At 62.1% G+C, this 19,429-nt stretch carries 19 protein-coding genes and 3 pseudogenes; 7 read left to right on the top strand and 15 right to left on the bottom strand.

The annotated features are described in order from the left end of the window. Nucleotides 1-46: 46 nt before the first annotated feature. On the top strand, nt 47-922 hold the full coding sequence (locus tag ACOYJQ_RS13805) for an SDR family oxidoreductase (RefSeq protein WP_433459179.1): 876 nt from the start codon (nt 47-49) through the stop codon (nt 920-922). 48 nt (nt 923-970) lie between these two features. Next, entirely contained in the window at nt 971-1,345 is a 375-nt protein-coding gene (locus tag ACOYJQ_RS13800) for a YciI family protein (protein ID WP_433459177.1), read from the top strand. Between the two features lie 169 nt (nt 1,346-1,514). On the opposite strand, the pseudogene ACOYJQ_RS13795 reads toward ACOYJQ_RS13800, so the two are convergent. From ACOYJQ_RS13795 to ACOYJQ_RS13785, 3 genes and pseudogenes are all read right to left on the bottom strand, one after another. Beyond that, a pseudogene (locus ACOYJQ_RS13795) lies at nt 1,515-1,775 on the bottom strand (FMN reductase); the annotation flags it as partial. 10 nt (nt 1,776-1,785) lie between these two features. Further along, the gene (locus ACOYJQ_RS13790) at nt 1,786-2,184 is read right to left on the bottom strand and encodes a VOC family protein (RefSeq protein WP_433459175.1); all 399 of its coding nucleotides are present in this window, start codon (nt 2,182-2,184) and stop codon (nt 1,786-1,788) included. A gap of 243 nt (nt 2,185-2,427) precedes the next feature. Further along, a complete protein-coding gene (locus ACOYJQ_RS13785; RefSeq protein ID WP_433459174.1) occupies nt 2,428-2,571 on the bottom strand; it encodes a hypothetical protein in 144 nt (47 codons plus the stop codon). A 73-nt stretch (nt 2,572-2,644) separates the two neighbouring features. Between ACOYJQ_RS13785 and ACOYJQ_RS13780 the strand changes: the two genes are divergently transcribed. Both ACOYJQ_RS13780 and ACOYJQ_RS13775 read left to right on the top strand, forming a co-directional pair. Further along, the gene (locus ACOYJQ_RS13780) at nt 2,645-3,202 is read left to right on the top strand and encodes a TetR family transcriptional regulator (RefSeq protein ID WP_433459172.1); all 558 of its coding nucleotides are present in this window, start codon (nt 2,645-2,647) and stop codon (nt 3,200-3,202) included. A 186-nt stretch (nt 3,203-3,388) separates the two neighbouring features. Further along, complete coding sequence (locus ACOYJQ_RS13775; RefSeq protein ID WP_433459171.1) at nt 3,389-3,745, top strand: SDR family oxidoreductase; 357 nt, start codon at nt 3,389-3,391, stop codon at nt 3,743-3,745. A 206-nt stretch (nt 3,746-3,951) separates the two neighbouring features. Here the strand turns inward: ACOYJQ_RS13775 and ACOYJQ_RS13770 are convergent, their stop codons facing one another. Together ACOYJQ_RS13770 and ACOYJQ_RS13765 are read right to left on the bottom strand one after the other, a co-directional pair. Beyond that, entirely contained in the window at nt 3,952-4,368 is a 417-nt protein-coding gene (locus ACOYJQ_RS13770; RefSeq protein WP_433459170.1) for a nuclear transport factor 2 family protein, read from the bottom strand. A gap of 82 nt (nt 4,369-4,450) precedes the next feature. After that, a complete protein-coding gene (locus ACOYJQ_RS13765) occupies nt 4,451-5,452 on the bottom strand; it encodes an aldo/keto reductase (RefSeq protein ID WP_433459168.1) in 1,002 nt (333 codons plus the stop codon). 91 nt (nt 5,453-5,543) lie between these two features. Between ACOYJQ_RS13765 and ACOYJQ_RS13760 the strand changes: the two genes are divergently transcribed. After that, entirely contained in the window at nt 5,544-6,458 is a 915-nt protein-coding gene (locus ACOYJQ_RS13760; RefSeq protein ID WP_433459166.1) for a LysR substrate-binding domain-containing protein, read from the top strand. A gap of 14 nt (nt 6,459-6,472) precedes the next feature. On the opposite strand, the pseudogene ACOYJQ_RS13755 reads toward ACOYJQ_RS13760, so the two are convergent. Continuing rightward, nucleotides 6,473-6,676, bottom strand: a pseudogene (locus ACOYJQ_RS13755) (Rid family hydrolase); the annotation flags it as partial. A gap of 38 nt (nt 6,677-6,714) precedes the next feature. After that, entirely contained in the window at nt 6,715-7,470 is a 756-nt protein-coding gene (locus ACOYJQ_RS13750; RefSeq protein ID WP_433459164.1) for an SDR family NAD(P)-dependent oxidoreductase, read from the bottom strand. Between the two features lie 143 nt (nt 7,471-7,613). Between ACOYJQ_RS13750 and ACOYJQ_RS13745 the strand changes: the two genes are divergently transcribed. After that, nucleotides 7,614-8,552 carry an AraC family transcriptional regulator N-terminal domain-containing protein gene (locus ACOYJQ_RS13745; RefSeq protein ID WP_433459368.1) on the top strand — a complete coding sequence of 313 codons (939 nt, stop codon included), beginning with the start codon at nt 7,614-7,616 and terminating at the stop codon, nt 8,550-8,552. Nucleotides 8,553-9,472: 920 nt separating this feature from the next. Here the strand turns inward: ACOYJQ_RS13745 and ACOYJQ_RS13740 are convergent. From ACOYJQ_RS13740 to ACOYJQ_RS13705, 8 genes are all read right to left on the bottom strand, one after another. Beyond that, nucleotides 9,473-9,742 carry a hypothetical protein gene (locus ACOYJQ_RS13740; RefSeq protein ID WP_433459163.1) on the bottom strand — a complete coding sequence of 90 codons (270 nt, stop codon included), beginning with the start codon at nt 9,740-9,742 and terminating at the stop codon, nt 9,473-9,475. 156 nt (nt 9,743-9,898) lie between these two features. Beyond that, on the bottom strand, nt 9,899-10,537 hold the full coding sequence (locus tag ACOYJQ_RS13735; protein ID WP_433459161.1) for a DUF433 domain-containing protein: 639 nt from the start codon (nt 10,535-10,537) through the stop codon (nt 9,899-9,901). 198 nt (nt 10,538-10,735) lie between these two features. Then, nucleotides 10,736-11,785 (bottom strand): lipocalin-like domain-containing protein, encoded by a 1,050-nt coding sequence (locus tag ACOYJQ_RS13730; protein WP_433459367.1) that lies wholly within the window; start codon nt 11,783-11,785, stop codon nt 10,736-10,738. A gap of 4 nt (nt 11,786-11,789) precedes the next feature. Continuing rightward, a complete protein-coding gene (locus ACOYJQ_RS13725) occupies nt 11,790-14,093 on the bottom strand; it encodes an FtsX-like permease family protein (RefSeq protein ID WP_433459159.1) in 2,304 nt (767 codons plus the stop codon). Further along, a complete protein-coding gene (locus ACOYJQ_RS13720) occupies nt 14,090-14,773 on the bottom strand; it encodes an ABC transporter ATP-binding protein (RefSeq protein ID WP_433459157.1) in 684 nt (227 codons plus the stop codon). Before ACOYJQ_RS13720 ends, ACOYJQ_RS13725 begins: the two co-directional genes overlap by 4 nt. A gap of 599 nt (nt 14,774-15,372) precedes the next feature. Beyond that, nucleotides 15,373-16,541, bottom strand: a protein-coding gene (locus ACOYJQ_RS13715) for an IS3 family transposase (RefSeq protein ID WP_433459156.1) whose coding sequence is annotated in 2 segments (ribosomal slippage) — nt 15,373-16,277 and nt 16,277-16,541 — 1,170 coding nt in all. Because the reading frame shifts where the segments join, the coding sequence is not laid out codon by codon here. Nucleotides 16,542-16,647: 106 nt separating this feature from the next. Further along, on the bottom strand, nt 16,648-16,866 hold the full coding sequence (locus ACOYJQ_RS13710) for a hypothetical protein (protein WP_433459155.1): 219 nt from the start codon (nt 16,864-16,866) through the stop codon (nt 16,648-16,650). A gap of 23 nt (nt 16,867-16,889) precedes the next feature. Continuing rightward, the gene (locus ACOYJQ_RS13705; protein ID WP_433459153.1) at nt 16,890-19,010 is read right to left on the bottom strand and encodes a S8 family peptidase; all 2,121 of its coding nucleotides are present in this window, start codon (nt 19,008-19,010) and stop codon (nt 16,890-16,892) included. 56 nt (nt 19,011-19,066) lie between these two features. Between ACOYJQ_RS13705 and ACOYJQ_RS13700 the strand changes: the two are divergent. Further along, nucleotides 19,067-19,429, top strand: a pseudogene (locus ACOYJQ_RS13700) (DDE-type integrase/transposase/recombinase); the annotation flags it as partial.

Below are 19,429 nucleotides of genomic sequence, written 5' to 3'. Positions count from 1 at the left end.
GACAATTGCGGTATTCATTGTCAGAAACTGACAATGAGGATCGATCATGCGGGTTTTCATCACCGGCGCAAACGGATTCATTGGCTCCGCGGTTGTCTCCGAACTCCTGTCCGCGGGCCATCAGGTGCTGGGGCTGGCGCGGTCCGAGGAAGCAGAGCGTGCGCTTCGGGCGGCGGGCGCCGAGATTCAACGCGGCTCGCTCTCAGATCATGACAGTCTGAGCGCGGGCGCGGCGAGAGCCGACGGCGTGATCCATCTGGCATTCAATCCCGACTACGCGAATTTCCAGGAAGCGTGCGAACTCGATCGGGGCGCCATCGAGGCCGTTGGCGCAGCTCTCGTCGACACCGGGAAGCCTTTTCTCGTCCCGAACGGGTTGGCTGGCCTGGCACCCGGACGGATCGTGACGGAAGATGATGGCATTCCGGCGGACTACAGGTTTCCGCGCGCATCGGAACAGACCGCTCTGCGTCTCGCCTCTCAGGGCGTCGCGGCATCGGTCGTCCGCCTGTCGCAAGTCCATGACACCAGCAGGCAGGGCCTCGTGACCAGCCTGATCCAGATCGCACGAGCAACCGGCGTCTCCGCCTATGTTGGTGACGGCGGCAATCGATGGCCGGCGGCCCATGTCTCGGACGTGGCCCGACTCTTCAGACTGGTGTTGGAGGCTCCTGAAACCGGTGCAAAATATCACGCCGTTGCCGAAGACGGGATCGAACTGCATGCCATAGCCACGACGATCGGCACGGCGCTCGGTCTTCCGACGAGATCGCTCAACGCGGAGGAAGCCGAAAGCCATTTCGGGCCTTTCGCTCTCTTCGCCGGCCAGGACATGCCGGCTTCATCGAAGGCGACGGTACGAAAGACGGGTTGGCATCCGACTGGTCCGGGCCTTCTCGATGATCTGGAGAAGATCGGCTGATCCCGCCGCCCCCGAACAGACGATGCAGGAAGAGAAGGAACCCAACGCATGAGCCACGCCATCGATGAGGATGCGCGTCTCGTTTCAATGATGTTGCACAAGACGTTCTTCGTCATGTTTCGCACCACGGTCGATGCGGCGCGCATCGCGCCCGCCATGCACGATCATCACCGCTGGATCATCGCGCTGGAGAAGGAGGGCAGGATCTTTGCGTCCGGCCCTCTGTCGGGACGCGAGGGCGAGCCGGCTGGCGGCATGACCGTCTTCCGGGCAGCCAGCCATGAAGACGCCGAGGCAATGGCTGCCGACGATCCGCTGGTGACGAGCGGCGGCGTCACCTTCGAGCTCAAACGATGGACCGTCAACGAAGGTCGGCTGATCCTCTCGGTCGATTTTTCCGACCGAAGCTTTGCTCTCGACTGAACCAGCCGTTGAAACTCCTGCTGTTATGCGGCTGGTGCGGCGCACCCGTAATAGCGCGCAATCTCCGCGCTCAGCAAATAGGCGCCCAATAAGAGCTAACAAAAAGCTGGCAGATTATTATCTGCCAGCAGCCCGCCCCTCAGGCTGCCGCCCGGTCGGGATTTGTTTGTTACGACAGCGATGAAATCTTGGCGGCCATGGTCGCATTCGCCCACCAGACGAGTTCGTCAAGCGCCGATCTGGCGGCTGGCAGAAGGTTTGCCTCGATATCCTCGATCGGCCTGTTGCCACCTTGCGGCATGACGGCGACGAAGTTGCCCCCGCCAATGTGGACTGCCGCACGCGTAGAGACCATCTGCAATTCGATGCCGATCGTTCGCAGATGCTCGACGGCGCGCGCCCCGCCGACACCGCCATACCCGATGGCAGTATTATTTATCTTACCTTCTGGAAAACCGGAGCTTCGCTTCGTCCGTCAAAGGCGTGAAAAGGCTTACGAGCGTCCCTTCCGGATCGCGGAATTGAGCCGCTCGATTGCCCCAGGGCATGGTCTTGGGCTCCTGAACGACCTCGACCAGAGGCTTCAACCGTTCGTATTCCGCGTCCACGTCGTCGACCATGAATTCGAGAATCGCGGTTCGGTTGGCCGCAGGTTCCGCGCTGCCTTCGCTGAACAGGGGAACGGTCTGAACCCCGCCGATCGCCAAAGCGGCGGATGGGGTGACGATCTCCGCGAAAACGGGTGCAAGCCAGACCGCGCTTATGCCCGTCACGGTTTCGTAAAAGGAGACGACCGCCTTGAGATCGGAAACGATCAGGCGTGTGGATGCCAGTTTCATCGGTTGAACTCCATATCATCGATAGCTCGCGCCACCCGTATGGTGATCGCGGAAGCTTCTTGTGTGATTTGCCGAAGGCAAATGCGGCCTCAGAAGAAACGTTCAGCCTGAAAGAGGCTTGAATAGCGGCCCGCCGCCTGGGCGGTCAGTTCATGCCATGCGGACTGGTTCTGTGAGATTCCTGTCTCGAAGGCCGTGTAAGGTCGGCCATGTTGTTTTCCTGTCTACTGAAGTCCGGGTTGTTCAAGGAATGGATGCAGCGGTTGCCTGTTCGAGGTCGTTAACCAGGTCAGGACCGGAGGGTCGCCATTGCAGCGCGCCGATCGCCTCGGCGATGGAGCGCATCTCAATCCCCGCTTCGCCGGCACCTGTGATGAACGCCTTCATAAGCAACATCATTGTCAGTCTCTGCCAACATAGAGCAATTGGCAGAAGCTGACAATGGTGCTATCAACGAATAATGATTCAGAAGATCGAAAATGCGCGGGAGCGCTTCGGACGGGCGGCGATCGAGATTTTCCGCGAACGCGGCTATGCGGAGACGACCGTTGCCGATATTGCGGCTGCTGCCGGTCTGACGGAGCGGACCTTCTTCCGGTATTTCGCTGACAAGCCGGAGGTTCTTTTCTGGCGGGCGGACGAGCTGGAGGCGGAGATCGTCGGGGCCGTCCGTGAGGCCGAAGAAGCACGCCCGCTTGAGGTGGTCGTCGGCGCCCTGGAGACGGCCGGCGTTTTCTTCGATGCAAACCGAGCCGATGTTATCGCCCGGCAGGCCGTCGTCGCAGCCCACGCCGAGTTCCACGAGCGCGAACTGATGAAGATGCGCTCGCTCGCTGCCGCGATCGCAGCGACCCTGGAGGAGCGGTCCGTTCCGGCCCATCGCGCAGTCATGGCCGCCGAGGTCGGCGTCCTGATATGGCGAATTGCGATCGACCGCTGGTGCTCGAGCGGTTCCTCGGCGGATTTCGGAACCCATGTCCGCGCGTCGTTGGAGGACTTGGTCGCGCTCGCGATATGACGGCGGGCGGCTGACAGCTCTTCGTCTGTCTGGACCGGCAAAACGGGCGCCTTCCCTACAGAAGGCGGCGATAGTCTGCCTCATAGTCGGTAGACGCCCGACCGTCCCGAAAGTCTTTGATGCAGGTTAGTCAGGAACGACGTCCATCCGTTGGTTTGCCCCCTGAAAAGCGATCCTTCGTGCAGTATGCTGCATTGGGAGCCGGCGCTCGTGTTCAGCTCGACCCTCGGCACCCGTGTTCCTTTCCCCGGTGTCGCGGACTATGCCGGCACCAAATCGGCGATGCTCGGCTACGCCAGAGGCGTGGCTCGTGATCTGGGACAGCGCAACATCACCGTGAACGTCATTCAGCCCGGCATCATGCCCACGGACATCGCCGCCGGCGTTGCAGGAAATCTTCCCGATGCGATTATGGATCTGCACGCCATCCGTCGCATCGCAATGCTTGAAGAGGTGGCCGCGACTGTCTGCTTCCTCGCAGGACCGAATGCGAGCTACGTCACTGGCGGCATCGTTGATGTCGGCGGCGGAGTGCAGATCTGAGGACTTATGCTGAGCAGGCGTTCTGTGGTAATTATTCGATCTGCGGTCATTAATTAAGTTCTCGCGGCGCATTGAATAATTCGCGAGAAATACATAAATTTTAACGCTAATCTCACATCTATTCTTGTATATAAAATGAAAAATGCACCAAGGTGGCGGAACATGCCTTGGCGTACATGTTCATAAGACAAGCAGCCCGTTGCGGCTTAAAGGACGCGGATTCTCCACTCGGAGATTTTTCCATCCCGGATCGAGAAGATGAATCTGCCTGGCCCGGTGTAGAAATTGCTCTTCCAATCGCTGATGAGGTGGATTTCCGTTCCGTGCGTTTCGACACTTTGAACGGTCATGACGCCTTTGGCTCCGATCAGCTCGCGGTCGGACCAGGTTTTGATCTCGACCTTGCCGACGTATCGATCTCCGTTGTCGTCGACAACACTGTCCTCAGTCAGAAGCGCGAGATACCCTTCGGTGTCACCACCGTTGATGACAGAAACGAGCGCATCAAGAGGAGCGGGTATGGATAGATCTTGCATATCATTTTCCTTATCCTGAGCGATGATCGGAGCCGCGCTCGGAAAAACGAGCATCGCGCCGGCTGCCGTCCTTGGAAGCCGCTTCATCTCGACTCCTCGCTTTGCTTGCGTTTCCTCTGCCGGGTGATGCCGCATCAATGGCGATGCCCTTCCTTTCCACCTGTTCAGATCACGCAGACGTCTTTTCGCTGTCGAGATCGCCCATAAGGTAATCGTTGTAGCGGGCGCCGGCCGCTGCGTTCATCGGTACGACCTGTTCGATCACAGCGAGATCCTCGGACGAAAGTGTCCTGGTGAGCGCACCCAGCGCTTCTTCCAGGCGATCACGCTTGCGGGCGCCGACGAGCGGAACGATGTCGTCGCCCTGAGCGAGAACCCAGGCGATGGCAAGCTGCGCGACCGTCATACCCTTGGAGGAAGCAAACGCCCGAATTTTCTCGACCAGTTCGAGATTGCGGTCGAGGTTTTCGCCCTGGAAGCGCGGGTTGATGTTGCGGAAGTCGTATTCGCCGGCCCGCGCCCTGTTCCAGTGGCCCGAAATGAGGCCGCGGGAAAGAACGCCATAGGCGGTGATGCCGATGCCCAGTTCACGGGCGGTCGGCAGAATCTCCGCCTCGATGCCACGCGAGATGAGCGAATATTCGATTTGCAGGTCCGAAATCGGATGCACCGCATGCGCGCGCCGCAGCGTCTCGGCCGAGACCTCGGACAACCCGATGTGGCGGATGTAGCCGGCCTTCACCATCTCGGCCAGCGCGCCCACCGTCTCCTCGATCGGAACGCGGGGATCGAGGCGGGCCGGACGGTAGATGTCGATATAATCCGTGTGCAGCCGCACGAGGCTCTGGGCGAGGTAGTTCCTCACATGCGCCGGGCTGTTGTCCGTGCCGCTCCAGCCGCCGGCCGGATCGCGTAGCGCCCCGAACTTGACGCTGATCCGGATGTCCTCGCGCTTGCGGCCAGCGATCGCCTCGGCGATCAGCAACTCATTGTGGCCCCAACCGTAGAAATCGCCGGTATCGATGAGTGAGACGCCGTGATCGAGCGCGGCGCGAATGGTCGCGATGCTCTCAGTGCGGTCGGCAGGGCCGTAAAGATCCGACATCCCCATGGCGCCGAGGCCGATGCCGGAGGTGGTTGGTCCCGATTTTCCGAGTTTTTTTGTCATCAATGCTCTCCTTGTTGCTCAGGAGAACCTAGACGCTAAACAAATCAAAAATAATCAGGTAAATACCTAATCAGCTATTAGGAGATTCCGAAGAATGGCGATCGACCTCAATCGGCTGCGCATGTTCTCGATCGTCGCGAAACACAGGAACTTTAGCCGGGCGGCGCTGGAGCTGGGCATCACCGCTGCTACCCTTAGCGAGCATATCCGCAACCTGGAAAGCGAACTCGGGGCGCGGCTCTTCAACCGCACAACGCGGAGCGTTGCCTTGACTGACGCCGGCAGCCAGCTTCTGGTCGCGATTGATCCGCCGTTGGCGACCATCGGCGAGACGCTCGCCGGCTTCGGTCCGGGCACGCAGGCGCAAACGGGCACGCTGCGCATTAACGGGCCGCGCCCGGCGCTGGATTTTCGGGTGACACCCCTGATCATCGACTTCTCCCGACAATATCCCGGCATCCGGGTGGAACTCATCGCGGACGAGGGTTTCATCGACGTCATCGGCGCCGGTTTCGACGCCGGGGTTCGTTATGGCGAGGCGCTTGCCAAAGACATGATCGCCGTGCCTCTGGGCGGCTCGCAGAGGTTCTGCGTCGTGGGCTCACCGAACTACTTCAAAAAACATGGCCGGCCCGGCCACCCGAAGGAACTCATTGACAGGCCCTGCTTCGGACAGATCTTCCCACGCGGAAACCGCCTGCATTGGCCGTTCGAGCGAAATGGCGAAGAGATCGAAATTACACCGAGTGGCCCCATCTTCACAACGGAGCCACACACCCAACTCAGCGCGGCCCGCAACGGCCTCGGACTAGCCCTGCTGTTCATCGAGCATTGCGAGCCCGATCTGAAGGCCGGGACGCTGGAAGCGGTTCTGGAAGATTGGTGCCAGCCGTTCGACGGTCCCTATCTCTACTATCCGGAAAGGCGGTTGATGCCCACCGCGCTTCGCGCGTTCGTGGATTTCGTCAAGCACACAAGGCATGGGAACCGCGACAGCTCCGCCGGATAAGCGCCCAAGGGTGGTCAAACCTCGTCGGGGATGCGGGCGACGACTTTGATCTCGAAATCGAAGCCGGCAAGCCAGTTGACCCCGACCGCGGTCCGGTCCGGATAGGGCGGCTGCGGGAATATCTCGTTTTTCACCGCCATGATGGTCTCGAACTGGTTTTCGGGATCGGTGCGGAAGGTGGTGACATCAACGATGTCATCGAATCTGCCCCCTCCCGCCGCTTTTGCCCCATGATCAGGCTTGCCGTCTTCAACGATCAGATGTTCTGTCCGCCGGACACTTCGATCCGCTGCGCAGTGATCCAGCGATTATCCGGACCGAGCAGGCTCGCGACCGCCGGGCCGATATCATCGGGCAGCCCCACACGGCCAAGGGCCGTCATGCCGGCGAAGGCCTCGTTATAGGCCGGCGTGTCACGCACCGCGCCTCCCAGGAAGTCGGTCTCAATCGCACCCGGCGCAATCGTGTTTGCGGTGATGCCGCGCCCGGCGAATTCTTTCGCCATGTAGAGCGTCAGGATCTCGACCGCGCCCTTGGCGGCCGAATAAGCCGAGAAGCCCGGATTCGAGACGCGGGTCAGGCCCGACGAGAAGTTCACGATGCGCCCACCGTCCACGAGCAACGGCAGCAGCGCCTGGGTCAGGAAGAACACACCCTTGACGTGGACGTTGAACAGACCGTCGAACTGCTCCTCAGTGGTTTCCGCGATCCCAGCCATTTCACCGTGGCCGGCGTTGTTGACAAGATGGTCGAAATCGTTTCGGCCCCAGGTTGATTGCAGCACCGAGCGAACGCTCTCGGCGAATGCGGGGAAGGTGGAGATGTTGCTGACATCAAGCGGCAGCGCGATCGCCTTGCGGCCGAGCCCCTCGATCTCCGCGACCACCGCCTTGGCGGCGTCGGCACCATTGCGATAGGTGAGAATTACATCGCCGCCACGTCGGGCGATGCTGACTGCGGTATTGCGACCGAGGCCGCGGCTGCCGCCGGTGACGATAGAGATAGTGGACATCCGTTAACTCCTTTGGAACTGAGCGTCGCAGGAACCCCACTATCGTCGAGCGACCTCCTCCTTTGTTGCCGGATCGTCGGTCATTCTTGCCTAATTCTCCGCAGTGGATTGAAGCCCTGAGCGGCATGTTTTACAGTTTGCATATGATCCAGCTCTTGCTCGAAACTGTACGCCGATACGCGGAGGCACACGCCAGCGGAACTGGCGTTGCCCGAATGCCAATTCCTTGTCTGACGATCATCCGCGAAACAGCACCGACCGCACTGCAGTATGCGATCAACAAGCCGCTTGTCGCCCTTGTGCTTCAGGGCGGCAAGCGCGTCACGATGGGAAACAGGACGTTCGACTTCGGTGCTGGAGAATCGTTGCTGATCACGGCCGACGTTCCGACCGTCAGCCAGATCACCAAAGCCAGCCTCAACGCGCCCTATCTGGCGCTCATCATCGACCTCGATCTCGCCCTGATCGAGGGCCTCGTGGTGGAGATCGGTTTCTCGCCGTTCGTCGCCGATACCCCCATCCGCGTGGGCCCGACCGAAACGGAAGTGACCGATGCGGCCTTGCGGCTGATGCGACTCCTCGACCGACCGGCATCTGTACCCATTCTTCAGTCGCAATTGATCCGTGAACTGCACTACTGGCTGCTCTCGGGTCAGCATGGAGGCGCCATCCGCACCCTTGGGGTCATCGACAGCCACGCACAGCGCATCACTCGCTCCGTCGCGCTCATCCGCGAGCACTTCGCCAAACCCTTGAGAGTCGAACATCTGGCAGAGGTAGCCAGGATGAGTTTGTCATCCTTCCACGAGCACTTTCGGACGATCACCTCGCTGTCGCCGCTGCAATTCCAGAAGCAGCTCCGGTTGATCGAGGCTCGTCGGCTGATGCTCGCGGAAGGCGAGATGATCAGTAACGCCGCTTACGCCGTGGGCTACGAAAGCATTTCACAATTCACCCGTGAATATGGCCGGATGTTCGGTCTGCCGCCCTCTCGTGACATCAAGGCCGCGAAAACGCGGATGAACCCCGCCGCCGAATCTATCAGCGGAACGCGACACCATTCTTTATGCTCGCCCCAATGAGGATCTTATCAGTAACCGCAGATTCATACGGTAACGCAAGGCCGACATGCTCATAGTGGTTGACGTACCCTCGCTGTCGCAGCGCGGACAATACCACGAGCTCTCCGCCACACCTGTGGTGTTTCCGGATGAGATGTTGCCATAGCCGATGACGAGATGTTCGCCGTCATCGTCAAGATCGCCGCCCCGGTCGATGTAGGGGACAACAAAACGATCGCCATATGGACGTGACTCCACGCAGCCGCGCACAGTGGTGCACGGCTGGATTGTCGGTGGGGATTGCGGGGGCTCAGCGACGGAGCGACAGCACCATGTTGACCGCGAGACCGCCGGTCAGCAGCCAGAAACAGAGCGCCGCCAGAATGATCGGCACGATGATGATGCCGATGACGTGCCCTCGGATCACCTCAAGCTGCCGAGCGACGATTTCCGGACGTCGCTACGCGACGCGAGGGCGCGTGCAGTCGCCTGCAACGCCGCCTGGGTCATGGGTCCGTCTCCGGAACGGGCGCCGGAAGACTCTCTCCCGGCCCTGAACCCGCCGCGAAAACCCCACCCCTACTCCAACTCTTTCAGCTCGCCCGACCACAACGCCGCCGCTTGCGGCTGAGGCGGATGTGTTCGAGGTGTCTTTGGCTGCGGGTCGGCCGACACCCGCGGCCGAGATTGAAGAGATGTTGTGGATTGGTGATGGGTTTCTCGACGGAGTCGAACTCGCCCCTCTAACGCGAGACGAGATTCTCCCGCGCTATCTCGGCCAGCGGTAATCGTGTCTGCCGCGGCAAATCCTATTCGGAGTGGTCAGAAACATAGCGTAGCTGCCGTTTTTCGAGCTTGCGGGCCAATCGGGTGCAGACGCTCAAACGCCAGCGATACTGGTTCGATTGCTACAGGTGCGGCCTGCGTGGCTTCGCCATCACCTAAATGTCCAAAATCTCCGGCGGCGATTTGAACGGGTTGAGGACACGAACCCCGCGCCCTGCGAAATCGGACGTATTTCGCGTCACGACCACGAGACCGCGGATGCGTGCGGTCGCGGCCAAAGCGACATCCCATCGGTCCTTGTTCTTGTTGCCGAGCAAGCGTGTCCATTCTGCAACGACGGGTCCGTCAATCGGGATGATGCGATCGGAGAACGATTTCTCGAGCGCCTCGATGCCGTCGAGGATCCCGCGCGCGTTCCGGCTCACGCTTCATCAACGCCTCGGCTCCCCGGCGTTTCTCGAACAACGTGGCCACGCTCAGCCGCAGGTCCGTATCGTCGACTGTCGCAATCCACCGATGCACATTCTCATGGCCGCCGGGCTTCAGCTCGCGGAGAACATTTTCGTCGAGCTGATAGAGCGTCACGGAACGGCCCTTGGTTCGACGTCGCCAGGATCGCCGTCGTCATCGAACGCACCGGCGTCGGCCAGAGCGGCCAGAGTCGATTCCAGGCTCTGCGCCGGATAGGGGCGGCCCCGTTTCGGGTAGGCCTTGGCGTATTCGACTGCCGCTTCGACGTGATCCCGTGTCAACGAGGGGAAGTCCGCGAGGACGGCATCGACACCCTGGCCGCGTGCCAGAGCTGCGATCAGGTGCGCCGCGATCGTCGTTCCGCGAATGAACGCCTCGCCCTGATCGCCCTTGCGTTCGATCCTGCCCCTGATCGCTTCAAGCCGCGCCATCCGGTCTTCGAGATCGGCGTCGATGCGCGCGAGATCCAGTTCGAGACTTCCGAGCCGGAGCTTGTGGGCATCGCTGGGCAATTTGCGCAACGCACCGTAGAGCCGGCGTCGTCCCGCCGGCGTCAGATCCTTATCGAGCTCATCGGCAAGTCTCAGAAAGCGCAGTTCCGCTGAGCCGAGGAGCCTCTGCACCGCGTTGCCGACTTTCCTTTGCCTCGCCTGAATGACACCTGTGTCAACCGCCTTGTTGAGCACTGCCGGGGAGCGGCCCAGGACGTACCCTGCCTCGCTCAACGTGAAATGATGGACCTGGGACATTTTCCACTCCATTCGCAATTCATCCCAGTATAGGGATGAATTGATCGTGGGGCAAGGCCGCGAAGAAGGCCCCCCTGAATGACCTGCGATAGGGAGAATGTCTCTGCGGATGTCGCCGAAGCTTAGGAGCTTTGTTGATTGCGTCGTCGAACGGTTTCGTTCGGAAGCGCGCACGCTCTGCACCCATGGCACCGCCTTCTACCGTATCCCCCCGCCGTAGCCCGTCATCTCCAGATAGCCGTGCCCCGGATGGCTGCCCTCGGCCCGGATCGGGCCTTCCCAATAGGGCACCGACAGCGCGTTCCATGCCTGATCGTTCAGCGCGCGCGTGGTGATGTCGAGCCCCTTGGCGGGGAGTTCGAGGCGCCATTCCACCGGCACCGCGCGGCCGGCGACGGTGGCTCTGCGCAGCGGCGTCAGGCGCAGCGCGCCGGGCGGTTGCGGCTCGGGACGGCCGTCGGGTTTAATCCACGTGGCGCTGACGAAATCCTCAGCCCCGCGCAGGCGAAAGCCCATCAGCCGCGCGCCGTCGTCGAACGACAGGCTGAACCAGTCCCAACCCGTCTGATCGGCCGCCAATGGCTGCGAGGACCATTCGCGGTCCATCCACGCGGTGCCGGTCACCGGGATGCGCTCCCCGTCCAGAACGATCTCGCCCGAGGCGGCGTAGAAGGGCTGCGAATAATAGCGGCTGGCCTGCCCGGCGGCTGACTTGACCGAGTAACCGCCGTCGCCCTGTGCAACGATCGGCCCGGTGGCGCGCAGCGCCAGATCGTAGGCGAAGCCCTCGCCCCGCGCCACCATGCGCTCGCCAAGCCGCCAGTCGTCGATCCACGCCTCGAACGGGACAGCGGTGACGCCCGCCTGTCCGATACCGCCGCGCGCCAGCTTTTCCGCCGCGAGATGGCGCGTGCCCGAGGTCAGCGCCGCATGGCCGAGCCAGACCTGCGGGCTCGCCCAGCCCTCGGCTTCGTAAGGCGCAAAAGCGCTGCGGAACAGCGTCCACTGCGCGCCGTATTCCGTGCCGTCCGCCGCCGTGAGGTTCGCGGTCACGTACCACCATTCGATGCGGAAGGCGGGGTGCGGGCCGTGATCGGCGGGAAAGTCGAAGGGACCCGGCCGGGGCATGTCGAACCCCTCCACCTCGGCCCCAAGCCCGGCGAAGCCTTGCCCCGCAGAGCCCTGCCCCGATGCGGGGCCGGCAGTGAGGCCGACCACAAGAACCAGCGTGATCGCCTTGACGTTCATTATCTTAACGTTCATGGGCGAAGACCTTGAGCAGTTCCGCCGGCGCGATGCGTGCCAGCCGGTAGACTGGCAACGCCGCCGCCAGTCCCGCCGCGAGCAGCGACAGCCCGCCCAGACGCAGCCACTCGCCGGGGAACAGTTGCATCGGCAGCCGCCAGCCGAAGGCCTCGACATTGACGACCGCCAGCAGAACCCAGGCCAGCGCCAGCCCGACCGGCAGCGCCAGCACCCAGACCAGGCCGGCCAGCGCCAGCGTACGCAGCAATTCGAGCCACGCGAGCCGGCCGCGCCTCAGCCCCATCGCCCACACCGGCGCGACCTGCGGCAGGCGCAACGAGGACAGCGTCAAAAGGCTCGCGAAGATCGCCAGCGCGGCGACGCCCAGCGTCAGCACGTTCAGCGCGGCGGTCACGGCAAAGGTCCGCTCGAACACCGCGACCGAGGCTTCGCGGATCGCGGCACAGTCCTGCACGACCATGCGCGGGAAAGCGGCGCGGATCGCGGCAGCCGGGATGTCGGTGATCAGCGCATGGCGCAGGACCGGCAGGGGGTAGCGCGCGCGGTGCCGGTCGTAGGACAGGATGACCTGCGGCATCGGGTTGCCGTAGTCGGGGTAGATACCGGCGATCACGCCCTGCTCCACCCGGTCGCCCGGCGAGAGGTGACGGCGCAGGGCGAGCTGTTCGTTGACGAAGACGTCGCCCGCGTCAAGCCGCGCCCACGGGTCGGGCAGCGCGCGCAGCAGCGGCCAGGCGCGACGGAACAGCGGATGGTCCACCATCCCCACCACCTCGATGCCGCCATCCGTGGTCCAGATCATCGGGAGCGCAACGGCACGCGCGCCCAGCCAGTCCAGCAAGCGCGCGCTGTCGGCCTCGTCCGCCGCCTCGACGTAAAGGTCGGCGGCGAGGCGCTGGTCGATCCAGGCGGTGAAGGTCGTGCGGAAGCTGCCCACCATCGTGCCGACGCCGATATTGGCCGCCAGCGCCAGCAGCAGCGCCATCAGCGCCAGCGACAGGCCCGGCAGCTGCTGGCGCGTATCGGCCCAGAACCATTGTGTCACCGCCTCGCGCGACAGCCGCTGCCCGGCCCGCGTGAGGAACGCCAGCAGCATCGGCAGGATCAGCGCGCTGCCGACGAGCAGCCCCGCCAGCACGCCGAAGCCCGCCCAGAGCCCCGGCACGGCCGGCAGCCCCGCGGCCAGAGCCCCCGCGGCAAGGCCGAGCAGCAAGGCCCCCGCGAGTGCCTGCCAGCGCATCGCCCGCGCCGATTCTCGTGCCCATGCCCGCGGCCGGGCCGGCGCGAGCGGCGGCATCCGCCACAGCCGCCAGAGGCTTTGCCCGGCCGAAGCCAGCATTCCCATCACGGCGATCCCGAGCCCCGACAGCCACCAGACCGGCCGCAGCGTCAGTTCCGCGCCGACCTCGGCCCCATAGAGCCCGCGCAGCGTCGAGGCCACGTCGGGCAGCAACGCCCCCGCGATCAGCCAGCCGAGAGCGACGCCCGCCACACCCGCCACCAGCGCGAAGGCCAGAAGTTCCGCCAGCAGCAGCCCGGTCAGCGCCCGCGCCGAGAGGCCGAGCGCCCGCAAGGTGCAGAATATGGCGCGGCGTTGCTCGAAGGCGAGGCCGATGGCGGAATGCACGATGAACAGCCCGACGCCGAAGGCCAGATAACCGAAGGCGGCGAGGTTCAGGTGGAAGCTCTCGGTCAACTGCGACAGATCGGTGGTATGGGGAAGGATCCGCGCATAACCCGCCGGCGCGGGGCGGTCCTGCATGGGGTCGTCCTGGGTCAGCAGCAGATAGGAGATGTCCAGACCGAGCATCTGCGCCGCGACGCCGATGTCGGTCACGGCGATGCCCGGCGGCAGTTCGGCGCGGCGCGCGCGGGCGTCGTCCAGCGGCGCGGCCGACAGGATCACCCCGCTGCCGGCCAGGAAATCGGCTATGCCGACGTCGAGGCGCTCTCCGGGCGGCAGGGTCAGCGGCTCGATGCCGATGAGGCGCAGTGTGTGGCCGCCGATCACCGTCTCGCCCTCGATCACCGGGGAAACCGGCCAGCCGGCGCGGCGCAGCGCGACGTAGTCCGCCAACGTGATCCGGTCCGCGACGAGCCGCGGCAGCCGGTCCTGCGCCATGGACGAGGCGGCGAAATCGTAGCTGGCCCGCGCCTCGGCATTAATCGCCTGCACGCCGGTCCAGAGCGCCGTCGCCAGCGCCAGCCCCAGGAGCAGCATCGCCGCCTGCACCTTGTGCCGCGTCCAGTGCGACAGCAGCGCGGCAAGTCCCGTCATCTGCCCCGTCATGTCAGCCGCCCGCCACGCAGGTGCAGGCGCCGGTCGAGCCGGGCGGCAAGGCGCGGCGAATGCGTCACCATCAGCAGCGCCGCGCCGGTCTCGGCCACCAGCCGCAGCATCAGCGCCATCACCCTGTCGCCAGAGGCCTCGTCGAGGTTTCCGGTCGGCTCGTCCGCCAGCACGAGCGAGGGCCGCGCCGCGAGGGTACGGCCGATGGCGACGCGCTGCTGTTGCCCACCGGACAGCTCTTCGGGATAGCGCGACAGGAGCGGACCGAGATCGAGCGCGGCAGCGAGTTCCGCCTGCCAGCGCGGATCGTGCCGCCCGGCCAGCCGCGCCTGGAAGGCGAGGTTCGCCGCCACGTCGAACGAGGGGATGAGGTTGAACTGCTGAAACACCAACCCCACCGTGCCGCGCCGCAACGCAGCCCGCTCGGCATCGCCGCGGCCCATGGGGCGCCCATTGATCTCGATCCGGCCGGCATCGGGCGCGTCCAGCCCGGCGCACAGATACAGAAGCGTGCTCTTCCCGCTGCCGGACTCGCCGGTCAGCGCCAGGGTCTCGCCCGCCGCCAACGTGAGGCTGACGCCGTCCAGAACGGTGATCCGGCCCTCAGAACTGGCATAGCCCTTGCTGATGGCGGTCAGCGACAGCATGTCGGCTCCTCTGCGGCGCAAGGTGATCGGCATCGCGGGGCACACGCCAAACCATAGCCATGGAACGCGATTTCCGCTGCATGGTTCTAACGGAAGTGGCCGGCCGGGGCAAATCGGCAGGCGGACGCGTTGCGCCGGAACCGCCGCCATACGCCGCCCGAACCGGACTTGCCTGTATCCTCCATGGCGCCGGAATACAGCCAAGCGAGTGGCTGCACAACGCTCGAAGGCTGGCGCCAGCAACGAATCGCCGGTGCCGGATGCGGAGGAGACCGGGAACCCAGCAAGAAGCGTTGTCCTGCTTTGCTGTACTACTCGGCCCATTCCCGTCTTTCAGACAGCGCTGGTTGCCGTGCGGAATCCGTCATTCATGCTTGCTACAGCGAAATCCGCACGGGAATGTTGATGATGCGGGACAACGCAGACGTTCGACGATGCGACCCAGCGATATATATGCTATTTGAGGTATGTAAGATTCTGTCGGCTTCCAATCGGGTCTCTGCGAGACAAGGAATGCCCTCGATAACCACCATCAACTAAATGATTATAACACCATGCAAAATATTCCACGTGTCTTTACATCTTACTCCCACGATGATGGCCTGCTCCCATCAGGTGGTCCGTCTTCAGTCTTAATGCATGATCGGCTTTTCGGCCATCGCCTGTACCGCTGATGGAGGTGCGCCAGGTGGCGACGGCGGCCAGACAATGGCCTCTGGTGCGGGTGGTTTATATCCGAGCGATGAGTGCGGCCGCTCGGTGTTGTAGTAGCACCGCCATGCCTCGATGATGACCTTGGCCTCGGCGAGGCTGTAGAAGATCTCACCGTTGAGCAGTTCATCGCGCAGCTTCGAGTTGAAGCTCTCGCAATAGCCGTTCTCCCAAGGGCTTCCCGGTTCGATGAACGCGGTCATGGCGCCGACGGCCACGATCCAGTCCCGCACGGCCTTGGCAATGAACTCCGGGCTGTTGTCGGAACGAACATGGCCAGGAACCCCGCGCAGAATGAACAGGTCCGACAGGACGTCGATGACGTCGGTGGAGTTGAGCTTGCGGTCGATCCTGATCGTCAGGCACTCTCGGATGAACTCGTCGATGATGTTGAGCATGCGGAACTTCCGGCCATTGTGGGTCCTGCCTTCGACGAAGTCATAGGACCAGACATGGTTTGGGTGCTCGGGCCGAAGCCGGATGCACGATCCGTCGTTCAGCCAGAGACGCCCTTTCTTCGGTTGCTTCTGGGGAACTTTCAGCCCCTCCCGCCGCCAGATGCGCTCGACACGTTTGGCGTTCACCGTCCACCCCTCCGACCGCAGCATCGCCGTGATCCGGCGATAGCCATAGCGACCGTAGCGTGAGGCAAGCCGGATGATGTCGGCAGTGAGAAGCTCGTCATCAGGTCGACCTCTCGGCCGCTTGCGCTGGGTCGAACGGTGCTGGCCGAGAACCTTGCAGGCAAACCGCTCCGAGACGGAGAACTTCGCCACGACATGGTCGACGCAGCGACGGCGGCGGGAAGGGCTCAGAAGTTTCCCGAGGCAGCCTCTTTGAGGATCAGCTTCTCCAGCGTCAGATCCGACACCGCCTTGCGTAGCCGGTCGTTCTCTTTCTCAAGCTCCTTCAGGCGCTTCACCTGATCACCCTTCAGGCCGCCGAACTCCTTGCGCCACCGATAGTACGTGAACGGGGTCACGCCGATCGAACGAACCGCTTCGCCAACCGAGCGGCCTTGTGACAACAGAACGTCGACCTGGCGCAGCTTCGCAACGATCTCTTCCGGCTTGTGCTTCTTCTGGGGCATTCCAAAGTCCTCTCAAAGGCTCAATAGCCTACTTCAATGAGGACCACTTTTCAGGGGGCAGACCACCGCCAACTCGCGGATCATATTTATGTGCTTTATGGTCCACTCAAATTGACTGATAAATTGCATCGCGCACGCCGAAGACGAGCAGTGCCTCGCGCCTGACGCCTTCTAAATCTCGGACGGACGGATGGCAGAGATGATCTTTGGATCCACATCCAATCCTGTAGTCGCGACCAATTTTTGAAACGCTGATTACAGCATCAGTTCCATCGAACGTTTTTCCATTCAGATAGCCAATTCGCTTCTCCTTCGAACGAGCCAAGTAATTTCTCCCATAATAGGTCGCTAGATGCGCGGCGTAATACGTGCCGCTGTGCGAATGTCCGCGATCTGCGTACCAATCGCCTGAAGGCTTTGGCGCATGTCGTTGAAAACCGGCTTTTCCGCATCAGGGTCACTAATCGTCAAGATTGTTGTGAAAGGAATGCCTTCATCTGGCATAACTTCACCGGATCGCGTCAGGTATTCAATGAACAGACGCCAGTTCGACGATGGCCCCACGCCCTGCGGGAATGTCTTGCCAAAGACTTTGACAGGACTCCATTTGAGATCATGCTCGATACGCTCAGCCTCGACAGCATGGGCACCACGCGAAGAAGGAAGGTACAATGGATCTAGTCGCCCCTTCCAACCTTTGGCTTGCTCCTGTTGAAGGGCTGCATCGATATTGATTCTGACGAATTCTGAACCGAATCTTGCATCCAGCGGAGGCGTAGTGACGAGCGTTAGCTTGGCGCGTCCACGGCACTTTCCCCCCGGACCAACGAGCGAAGCAGGCCAAGGGAATCTGAAATTTATCTGTTGGCCGTGCTGAATACGAGATGCGAACACCAAGGTGATGGAGTGATCGCCTGTTTCCAAAATTCGCTCCGCAGAGGGCGGTATTCCGAAACCGACCAAATGTCGGGCAACAGCTCCCAGTTCCTTGGAATGCAGGATCTCGGGTATCTGTGCATGGTGAACGAGCAAACCGATCAATGTCTCTCGTGATACCTCCCCTTCGATCGCGTGATCGAGGGCCGCTGCGGTTTTCGCCACCAGCGGCGAGGCATAACTGGTTCCACAACCATCAGTGACCGTGCCATCTGGCAAAATGGAGAATAAGCCGTGCCCCAGTGTCGGATGGAGCGTGCCAGCACCACCAACATGAGCAAGATCAGGCTTGACGCCAGAGCGAAGGCCAGGCCCTCTTCGACTAAAGCGCGTGGGGGCAAATGGCAGGCAGCCTGTATGATCAGGTGGATTAACGGCCGCAACGGCAACGTTCCGAGCGCTTTCGGCCGGCGTCAGAAGTCCATCATTACGGGACAACGCTAGGTTGGCCAGAGCCGCCGCCGCATCAACAGGCCATTCCGCTCGGAGATCCTGGGGCTGTATGTTGCCTGCCGATACGAACACCACGGCGTTGTTTTCTTCCGCGAGGCGATCCAGACGGACGGCGTGCGGACTATATCTGTCGGGCGCAGCCGGCTGAAGAATGTTCAAGCTCATATTAAATACTCGCACTCCGTGTCGTGCACGAGCATCTGCGACAGCAGCATCCATTTCATCGAAGAAATGTGGAAGTCCGCCCGAATAATAGGAAGCGAAAGCGCCCGCCTTCCGCTCATTGGGAAAAATAGCGAGGTCGACAAGTTCCGCCCCATCTGCCTCCGGGCATATGGCGGCACCATTTAGATTGGAGCCCGCGACCGCAAGGCCGCCAATAAACGTGCCATGAGACAGGTCAATGTCTTCATCGGCAAGAACATCCCATCGATCGATTACCCAATCCGCCAACGCCTGGCTCAGACCTCCGTCAATAATTCCGAGCTTCGGATGGGAGCGCCGACTGTCGCGAACGGGCATATTGGCATTGTCCGGGCGCACACGGGCAGGTGCCGGGGGGCGGGCCGAACGCACAACAATGCCAGGCAGTTCAATGCGCTTCACCAGCGGATGCTTGTCGAGAAAGTCCAGCAGCCTGCCGTGGTGCTGAGTATCTGGATCGAAAGGAGCCAGATCACGGCGCTCTTTGGCCGATGTTCCTGTCAAGCGCAAAACTGCACCGTCACCAGCTTGATCAAGGCGCACCACCAGCATCGGCAATTTGTCTCGTCCGATGGGAAGGCGCTCGACCGACATGCTGTAACCAAGGCGGTTAAACCCGTTTACGAAGGATTCGACGAGACGGCGATGGGAATTGTCAAGACGATCCCACTCAGATCGCGGCGGCACCACGTCGAACAACTCGACCTCATACCCACTGCCAGTCATGGGGTTTGAAAGCCAGGCGACAGCTTCCTCAGCGGAGAACTTGCGTTTGTCGGATGCTCCGTAGAGCTCGATCCGTTCAATGGCCCCGGCTTCGCTTTTTTGAGCGGAAGGGTTGGGGACTTCCTTACCCCTGTTTTCATCAAACTTCATGCGCGTGAGGGTTTCCGCTTTCGCGATCTCCTCCTTGACTCTTGCAAGCGAGGATGCGGTCGGAGGGGTGGACGGTGAACGCCAAACGTGTCGAGCGCATCTGGCGGCGGGAGGGGCTGAAAGTTCCCCAGAAGCAACCGAAGAAAGGGCGTCTCTGGCTGAACGACGGATCGTGCATCCGGCTTCGGCCCGAGCACCCAAACCATGTCTGGTCCTATGACTTCGTCGAAGGCAGGACCCACAATGGCCGGAAGTTCCGCATGCTCAACATCATCGACGAGTTCACCCGAGAGTGCCTGGCGATCAGGATCGACCGCAAGCTCAACTCCACCGACGTCATCGACGTCCTGTCGGACCTGTTCATTCTGCGCGGGGTTCCTGGCCATGTTCGTTCCGACAACAGCCCGGAGTTCATTGCC

The organism is Pseudochelatococcus sp. (genome assembly GCF_050946405.1).
In the GTDB taxonomy this organism is placed as follows: domain Bacteria; phylum Pseudomonadota; class Alphaproteobacteria; order Rhizobiales; family Beijerinckiaceae; genus Pseudochelatococcus.
Note: the sequence above shows the minus strand (reverse complement) of the source record. Positions and strands in the feature narration are given on the sequence as shown.

What these genes read in the sequence shown, in the direction of transcription:
- ACOYJQ_RS13805 (WP_433459179.1), top strand. Translation starts at nt 47, where the DNA reads ATGCGGGTTTTCATCACCGGCGCAAACGGATTCATTGGCTCCGCGGTT.
- ACOYJQ_RS13800 (WP_433459177.1), top strand. Translation starts at nt 971, where the DNA reads ATGAGCCACGCCATCGATGAGGATGCGCGTCTCGTTTCAATGATGTTG.
- ACOYJQ_RS13790 (WP_433459175.1), bottom strand. Translation starts at nt 2,184, where the DNA reads ATGAAACTGGCATCCACACGCCTGATCGTTTCCGATCTCAAGGCGGTC.
- ACOYJQ_RS13785 (WP_433459174.1), bottom strand. Translation starts at nt 2,571, where the DNA reads ATGAAGGCGTTCATCACAGGTGCCGGCGAAGCGGGGATTGAGATGCGC.
- ACOYJQ_RS13780 (WP_433459172.1), top strand. Translation starts at nt 2,645, where the DNA reads ATGATTCAGAAGATCGAAAATGCGCGGGAGCGCTTCGGACGGGCGGCG.
- ACOYJQ_RS13775 (WP_433459171.1), top strand. Translation starts at nt 3,389, where the DNA reads ATGCTGCATTGGGAGCCGGCGCTCGTGTTCAGCTCGACCCTCGGCACC.
- ACOYJQ_RS13770 (WP_433459170.1), bottom strand. Translation starts at nt 4,368, where the DNA reads ATGAAGCGGCTTCCAAGGACGGCAGCCGGCGCGATGCTCGTTTTTCCG.
- ACOYJQ_RS13760 (WP_433459166.1), top strand. Translation starts at nt 5,544, where the DNA reads ATGGCGATCGACCTCAATCGGCTGCGCATGTTCTCGATCGTCGCGAAA.
- ACOYJQ_RS13750 (WP_433459164.1), bottom strand. Translation starts at nt 7,470, where the DNA reads ATGTCCACTATCTCTATCGTCACCGGCGGCAGCCGCGGCCTCGGTCGC.
- ACOYJQ_RS13745 (WP_433459368.1), top strand. Translation starts at nt 7,614, where the DNA reads ATGATCCAGCTCTTGCTCGAAACTGTACGCCGATACGCGGAGGCACAC.
- ACOYJQ_RS13735 (WP_433459161.1), bottom strand. Translation starts at nt 10,537, where the DNA reads ATGTCCCAGGTCCATCATTTCACGTTGAGCGAGGCAGGGTACGTCCTG.
- ACOYJQ_RS13730 (WP_433459367.1), bottom strand. Translation starts at nt 11,785, where the DNA reads ATGAACGTCAAGGCGATCACGCTGGTTCTTGTGGTCGGCCTCACTGCC.
- ACOYJQ_RS13725 (WP_433459159.1), bottom strand. Translation starts at nt 14,093, where the DNA reads ATGACGGGGCAGATGACGGGACTTGCCGCGCTGCTGTCGCACTGGACG.
- ACOYJQ_RS13720 (WP_433459157.1), bottom strand. Translation starts at nt 14,773, where the DNA reads ATGCCGATCACCTTGCGCCGCAGAGGAGCCGACATGCTGTCGCTGACC.
- ACOYJQ_RS13705 (WP_433459153.1), bottom strand. Translation starts at nt 19,010, where the DNA reads ATGAAGTTTGATGAAAACAGGGGTAAGGAAGTCCCCAACCCTTCCGCT.